General features: G+C 74.8%; 7 protein-coding genes. 4 read left to right on the forward strand and 3 right to left on the reverse strand.

Annotated elements, in window-relative coordinates:
* Window positions 1–170: 170 nt before the first annotated feature.
* Window positions 171–671: a DUF4265 domain-containing protein gene (locus ACFV4F_RS22480; RefSeq protein ID WP_380443938.1), complete on the reverse strand. Its 501-nt coding sequence runs from the start codon at window positions 669–671 to the stop codon at window positions 171–173.
* Between the two features lie 137 nt (window positions 672–808).
* Here ACFV4F_RS22480 and ACFV4F_RS22485 point away from each other — a divergent pair, with 137 nt between their 5' ends.
* On the forward strand, window positions 809–1,417 hold the full coding sequence (locus tag ACFV4F_RS22485) for a hypothetical protein (RefSeq protein WP_380504834.1): 609 nt from the start codon (window positions 809–811) through the stop codon (window positions 1,415–1,417).
* Between the two features lie 49 nt (window positions 1,418–1,466).
* On the opposite strand, the gene ACFV4F_RS22490 is transcribed toward ACFV4F_RS22485, so the two are convergent.
* On the reverse strand, window positions 1,467–2,942 hold the full coding sequence (locus tag ACFV4F_RS22490; protein ID WP_380504837.1) for an FAD-dependent monooxygenase: 1,476 nt from the start codon (window positions 2,940–2,942) through the stop codon (window positions 1,467–1,469).
* A complete protein-coding gene (locus ACFV4F_RS22495; RefSeq protein ID WP_380504840.1) occupies window positions 2,939–3,586 on the reverse strand; it encodes a PadR family transcriptional regulator in 648 nt (215 codons plus the stop codon). Before ACFV4F_RS22495 ends, ACFV4F_RS22490 begins: the two co-directional genes overlap by 4 nt.
* 154 nt (window positions 3,587–3,740) lie before the next feature.
* Between ACFV4F_RS22495 and ACFV4F_RS22500 the strand changes: the two genes are divergently transcribed.
* The 3 genes from ACFV4F_RS22500 (at window position 3,741) to ACFV4F_RS22510 (ending at window position 6,683) form a co-directional block, all read left to right on the forward strand.
* The gene (locus ACFV4F_RS22500; protein WP_380504843.1) at window positions 3,741–4,682 is read left to right on the forward strand and encodes a TIGR01777 family oxidoreductase; all 942 of its coding nucleotides are present in this window, start codon (window positions 3,741–3,743) and stop codon (window positions 4,680–4,682) included.
* Between the two features lie 183 nt (window positions 4,683–4,865).
* Window positions 4,866–5,372, forward strand: coding sequence for a DUF664 domain-containing protein (locus tag ACFV4F_RS22505; RefSeq protein WP_380504846.1), 507 nt, complete (start codon window positions 4,866–4,868; stop codon window positions 5,370–5,372).
* A 57-nt stretch (window positions 5,373–5,429) separates the two neighbouring features.
* The gene (locus tag ACFV4F_RS22510; protein ID WP_380443926.1) at window positions 5,430–6,683 is read left to right on the forward strand and encodes a threonine/serine exporter family protein; all 1,254 of its coding nucleotides are present in this window, start codon (window positions 5,430–5,432) and stop codon (window positions 6,681–6,683) included.
* Window positions 6,684–6,806: the final 123 nt, after the last annotated feature.

The raw sequence follows: 6,806 nt of genomic DNA on the forward strand, positions 1-6,806 counted from the left end.
CCACCCCACCACCTCCACACCCGCCATGTTTGTCTCTATATCTCACTTCTCCTCCGAGACTTTCCCCGGGCGCGCGCGCCCCCCCCCACCCCCCCCCCCCCCCCCCCCACGGCCTTTCGGAGGTCGGGGCGCAGCACGGTCCGTGCTCCGGCTGCTCGACCGGCCCGCCGTCAGTCGTCGGCGGCGGCCCCGTCGTGCGCGGCCCAGGCGGCGGTGACGCAGCCTTCCTCCCAGTCCCACCGGCCCTCCGCGTCGCCGCGCTCCAGCAGGGCGCGGATGCCCGGCAGGTCGGCCGAGGGCGGGACGTCCAGCGCGACCATCCCGAACCGCTCGACGCCCTCGCCGGTCGCGCCGAGCCGCTGGAACTCGTCCAGCACGGACTGCCGGGCCCCGGCCGAGCCGCCCTCCTGCAGCACGATCAGCCGGATGGTGCAGTGGTCCGAGGCGTCGACGGTCTCCTCGGCCCAGCGCACGCCGTCGTCGTCGACCTCGACCCGGACGACGTCGCCGCTCGCGACGCCCTGCGCGAACCACGGGGCGTTGGCGACGCGGACCGTCCCGTCGCCGAGGTCCTCCGCCCACAGGCTCTCGACGCCCACCGGCGGCCAGCCGTTCTCGTCCACGTCCAGCGGGTAGTGGACCTTCACGTGGTTCTCGTTGCTGTTCGTCACGTCACCATCATGACCGTGCTCCGCGCGGGGTGAACGGCGCGACATCGGGTCCGCGGCCCCGAGCACCGATCCGATGGTCGGGCAGGGTGTCGGGACACGATTGGTGCGTGGCCTTCGGGCCCTGGCAGGATCACCGGATGCACCGCTTCCACTTCCGCGGCTTCCGGGCCTGGGCCTGGATCCTGCTCCTGATCTGCGGGGCCGCTTTCGCCTTCGTGCAGGACGACCGGCCGCAGTACACGGGCGCGGCCGTGGGCGCCCTCTGTGCTGCCACCGTCCTGTTCGTCGTGTCCGAGCTCCGGCAGCCCGCGGATGCGCCGGCGACCACCGGTGCCACCCCGGCGGTGACACCGGATGCCGCTGCGGACGGAGGGATGTCCGGGTCGAAACGGCCTACGGGCCGTCAGGAGCCGGAGGTCTGTGCCTTCTGCGGCATCCGGGAGCCCCGGACCGCACTCGGCGACAGATTCGAACTGCCCGAGGGGTGGTTGGCCCTGGAGATCGACCGCCGGGCCGCCGAGGTGCTCGACCGTACGTACTGCTCCGAGGAGCACATGCGCCTGGACCTCGCCGGCCCGCTTCCCGCTCCGGTCCCCGCCCAGGAGGAGGAGCTGTGGGACGGTGCCCCTCTGACCCTCGGTGACCGTCTGGCCGGCCTCGCGTTCGGCGCGGGACTGTGGCTCCTTGGCGGGTTCCTGTTGCTCGGCTGCGTGCTGGCGGTGCGGTTCCTGGTCGGGCTGCTGTAGCCGACGAACCGCTGTCGCGGACGGACCCACCTGCGGGGGCGGTCGACGATCAGGCAGCTCCGTACCAGTGCTGGAGCGCCTGCCGGAGCCCGTCGGTCCCGTCGTCGTCCTCGGCGGTGCGCAGCCAGGCGGTGTGGCCGTCGGGGCGCAGGAGGACGGCGTCGAGGTCGGGGTGGTCGGGGCAGGTCGCGGTGACGAGGTCCACGCGGTCCGCCCATCCTGCGGCCGTCGCGCGGACGTCCGTTCCTCCCGTCAGGTCGAGCAGGACGCCGCGCCCCGGGGCGAGCAGCTCGCTGAGGCGGGCGCGGCCGTGGCCGGTGGTCAGGGTGAGGTCGGGGGCGAGGCGGCCCAGCCAGGGGTGGCCGGTGTCGGGGAGCGTCTCATAGCGGGTGTCCAGGCCGGTGACCGTCTCGGCGAGGGCGCGGTTGCCGTCGGGGTGGCGGGCGACGCGGGCGAGCAGGTCGGTGAGCGGGGCGAACCGGTCGCCGAGCGCGCCCGGCTCGCCGAGCAGCACCTGGGCGCGGGTGTTCGCCAGCACGTGTGCTCCGGCGGCGTGGCGTTCGGCGTGGTAGCTGTCCAGCAGGTGGGCCGGGGCGGTGCGGCGGACGGTGGCGGCGAGCTTCCAGCCGAGGTTGAACGCGTCGTCCAGGGCGAGGTTGACGCCGATCGCCCCGGCCGGCGGGTGGATGTGCGCGGCGTCCCCGGCGAGGACGATCCTGCCCCGGACGTACTCGGCCGCCTGCCGGGCGGCGTCGCCGAAGCGGGTCAGCCAGCGCGGGGCGCGTAGTTCGACGTGACGGCCGAGCGCTTCGTCCACGGCGGTCTGCAGCAGGTCGAGGGTGACCGGGGTGTCCTGGTCGGCGGGCGGCCGGCGGTCGGTGGTGATGACCCGCACGTAGCCGGGGCGGGGTATCGCGAACACGCTGCCGCCGGGGCCGGTGGTCACGCCGAACGGCAGCGCCTGCGGGTCGGCGAGCTCGACGTCGCCGAGGAGGGAGAACCGGGTCGCCGCCGTGCCGGGGAAGTCGATGCCGGCCCGTTTGCGGACGGTGCTGCGGCCGCCGTCGCACCCGACCAGGTACGCGGCGCGGATGCGGTACTCGCCTCCGTCGGCGGACACGTGGGCGGTGACGGACTCGAAGTCCTGTTCCAGCATGAGCAGTTCGTGTCCGCGCCGGATGTCGGCGCCCAGGTCGAGGGCGTGCTGCTCCAGGACCTCCTCGACCCGGGTCTGCGGGATGCCCAGCGAGTACGGGTGGCCGGTGTGCGCGCCCGCGAGGGTGAGCGTCACGGGCAGGCCGGAGAACGCGGCGTGCGGGACCTGCCGGCCCTCGGCGATCAGCCGTTCGGCGAGGCCGCGCCGGGCCAGCAGGTCCAGGGCGCGGGCGTTGAGGTTGAAGCCGCGGCAGAAGTCCGGCCGCCGCGGGTGGCGTTCGAGCACGATCGCGTCGACGCCGGCGAGCCGCAGTTCGCTCGCGAGTAACAGCCCGGCCGGGCCGGCTCCCACGATCAGCACCTCGGTCATCGGGTGGTGGTTCCCTTCTCGCCCGTCGGGTCGGACCAGGTCCAGCCCTGTTCGGTCCGTTCGGTCCGTTCGGCCCCGGGCCAGGCGAGGCTGCCGTCGCGGATCTCGGCGATCGTCCGCCGCGTCCAGGCCAGTTCGGCCTCCCAGGCGTGCAGCGCGCACTCGACCTCGATCATGAACAGCCGGGGGACGCCGCCGGAGCCGACCGTGTCGGCCAGCACCGTGCCCGTCTCCTCGATCCGCCGGGCCAGGTGCTCCGCCCGTTCGGCGAGCGCCTCCGCCGCCCCGTCCGGACCGAGCGCGCCGAGGTAGGACACCGCGGCCATGAACTTCGGGTACTCCGCGACGGGCGTGCGCAGCAGTTCGTCGATCCACTGGACGAACTCGTCCTGGCCCAGGCCGGTGACCGCGTACACGGTGCGCTCCGGCCGCCGGCCGTCGCGCGCCGTCTCGACCGGCTCGATCCAGCCGTGCCGCACGAGCGACTCGACCGTGTCGTACAGGGAGCCGGAGTTGACCTTGAAGCTGCTGTCCTTGTGCCGTTCCCGCAGGGTGGAGGCCATCTCGTACGGGTGCATCGGCTGTTCCTGCAGCAGGCCCAGCACGGCCAGCGCCAGCGTGTTGGAGATCTTTCGTTTCGCCATCGAGGTACTCGCCGATCTCTAGTCGGTCTCGGTTAGCCGGATCCGACTATACGGATCCGGCTAACCGATGTGAACCACCGATCGTGCGACGCGGGATATTTGAACGCGTTCAATTGAGGCGCTAGGCTCGAAACCCGAGATGAGGGGGGAACCCATGAAGATCGTCATTCCCGGCGGCTCCGGCGCGCTCGGCACCCTGCTCGACCACCGCCTGACCGCCGCCGGCCACCGCGTCGTCGTCCTCAGCCGCCGGCCCGCCGGGCCCCGCCAGGTCTGGTGGGACGGTCAGCACCTCGGAGCCTGGGCGACCGAGGTCGACGGCAGCGACGTGGTGCTCAACCTCGCCGGGCGCAGCGTCAACTGCCGCTACACGGACGAGAACCGGCGGGCCATGATGGACTCCCGGGTGCTCTCCACCCGGGCCGTCGGCCGGGCCATCGCCGCCGCCCGGCGCCCGCCCGCCGTCTGGCTCCAGATGAGCACCGCGACCGTCTACGCCCACCGCCACGACGCGCCCAACGACGAACTCGACGGCGTGATCGGCGGCGCCGAGCCCGGCGCCCCGGCCTCCTGGCGGTACAGCATCGACATCGCCCGCGCGTGGGAGGACGCCCAGGCCGAGGCCGAAACCCCGCACACCCGCCGCCTCGCGCTGCGCACCGCCGTCGTCCTCGGGCCGGAGCGCGGCGGGGCGTTCGACTCGCTCTCCTGGCTGGCCCGGCTCGGCGCCGGCGGGCCGATCGCGGGCGGCGCGCAGTACGTGTCCTGGATCCACGAGCGGGACTTCGTCCGCGCCGTCGAGTTCCTCGCCACCCGGGACGACCTCGCCGGCCCGGTCAACCTCGCCGCCCCGCACCCGCTGCCCCAGCGCGAGTTCATGCGCGACCTGCGGGCGGCCTGGGGCATGCCGCTCGCCCTGCCCGCCACGCGCTGGATGGCCGAGCTCGGCGCCTTCGCGCTGCGCTCGGAGACCGAGCTGCTGCTGAAGAGCCGCCGCGTCGTGCCGACCAGACTGCTGGACGCGGGCTTCGCCTTCGATCACCCGGACTGGCCGCAGGCCGCCCGTGACCTGGTGCGGCGGCTGCGCGGGCAGTGACGGCGTCCGCTGCCCAGGCCACCCGGGGCTGCCGGGGCTGCCGAGACTGCCAGGACAGGACTGCCCGGGCCGCCAGGGCCGCCGAGTGGCTGGGAGGCCTGCGGCGGGACATGCTCGTCGGGACATGCTCGTCGGGGCGGCCGAGCCCCGGACGACCCCGATCGGGAGGCGACAGTGACGGGTGTGACCAGCGCCGATCTCCTCGTGGACGCGTTCGGCCGGATCCGGGAGGAGGTCGCCGGCGTCGTCGACGGCCTCTCCCCCGAGCAGCTCGCCTTCCGGGTGCGGGACCCGGCCAACTCGATCGCCTGGCTGGTCTGGCACCTCACCAGGATCCAGGACGACCACGTCGCCGACGCGGCCGACCGCGAGCAGGCGTGGACCGCGGACGGCTGGGCGGAGCGCTTCGCCCTCCCGTTCGCCGCGGCGGCCACCGGCTACGGGCACCGGCCCGCCCAGGTCGCCGAGGTCACCGCCACCGCCGAGCTGCTGCTGGGCTACCACGAGGCCGTCCACGCCCGGACGGTCGACTTCGTGCGCAGGCTCAACGGCCCGTCCCTCGCGCGCGTCGTCGACGAGTCGTGGGACCCTCCGGTCACCCTGGGGGTGCGGCTGGTCAGCGTGATCTCCGACGACCTCCAGCACGTCGGCCAGGCGGCCTACGTGCGCGGGCTCCTGGGCGGGGGCTGACCGCCCGGAAGAAGGGCACGGTCGGACCGAATCGGGCGGGATGGGACGATACGTGCCATGTCACGCACGTCTCCCCCGGTCCGGGGCACCGCCGCCCCGCCCGACCCGCTCCGCCGCCTCCTGCTCGAACTGGGCGACGCCCTCCTGGGCGGTGGTCTGCCCGTCCACGACGTCGAGGAGGAACTCCACGGCCTGGGGCGGGCGCTGGGGGCTCCCGGGGTGCAGGTCGCCGCCCTGACCAACGGGCTGTTCGTCTCGCTGGGCACGGACGACGCCACCGCGTTCCGGCCCGTCGGCGCCGCACTGCGCTTCGAGCAGACGGCCGACGTCCTCCACCTGGTGCACCGGCTGCGCGCCGGCGGGCTCGACGGGCCGCGGGCACTCGCCGAGCTGGACGCGATCCGCCGGGCGCCGGCCCGCTGGCCGACGTGGGTGGCGGACCTCGGGGCGCTGCCGGTCGGGGTCGGGGTCTGCATGTTCCTGCAGCCGGCCGCGGCGAACGTGCTGGCGGCCGGGGCCGGCTCGCTGGTCGTCGCGGGACTGACCGTGCTCGCCCGGCGCCTGCCGTCCCTGCGGCCGCTGCTGCCCGTCACGGCCGGGTTCCTCGTCGCACTGCTCGTCCTGGCGCTCGCGCAGGCCTCGCTGCTGGACGGCCCGCTGCGGACGATCGTCGCCACGCTGGCGATCCTGCTGCCGGGCGGGCTGCTGGTCACCGGCCTGTCGGAGATCGCCGCGGGCTCGGCCAGCGCCGGGACGGCCCGGCTGGTGTCCGGCGCGGTGCAGCTCGCGCTGTTCCTGGCCGGGGTGGCCGCCGCCACCACCGCGATCGGCATGCCCGCCTCGGCGCTGGCCAACGTGCAGGTGGCCAAGCCGAGTTGGTGGGTGATCGGGCTCGGCCTCGCGATCGCCGTCGCGGGCGTCGTGATCAACGTGAACACCCCGCCGAGCGCCGTTCCGTGGATCGTCGCGGTGATCGCGGTGAGCGTCACCGTCCAGGTCGTCATCGGCTCGGAGCACGGCGCGGCGATCGGCGGCCTGGCCGGGGCGGTCTCCGCCGCGGTCGCCGCCACCCTGGTGCACTGGCTGCCGGGCGGCCCGCTCTGGCAGGTGCTCTACCTGCCGGCGTTCTGGATCGTCGTGCCGGGCTCCTTCGGCCTGCTGAACACCGCCCAGATCGAGGTGGGCAACGGGGCCCAGTCGGTGCTGGCGGCCGTCTCGGCGGTCTTCGGGGTGTCGATCGGCACCCTGATCGGCTCGGTGATCAGCCGCATTCCCCGTCCGGCGCTCCTCACGCCGGCGCCTCGGGCCTGAGCCGACGCCCCGGGCCCGGGCCTGGGGGGGGGGGCCGCCGCGCCGCCCCCGGCGCGGCGCCGGGGCCCGGGGGGGGGGGGGCGGGGGGGGGGGGGGGGGGGGGGCCGGAAGGGCGCGGGCGCG

It is taken from the genome of Kitasatospora sp. NPDC059722, from assembly GCF_042733235.1.
Classification (GTDB): domain Bacteria; phylum Actinomycetota; class Actinomycetes; order Streptomycetales; family Streptomycetaceae; genus Kitasatospora.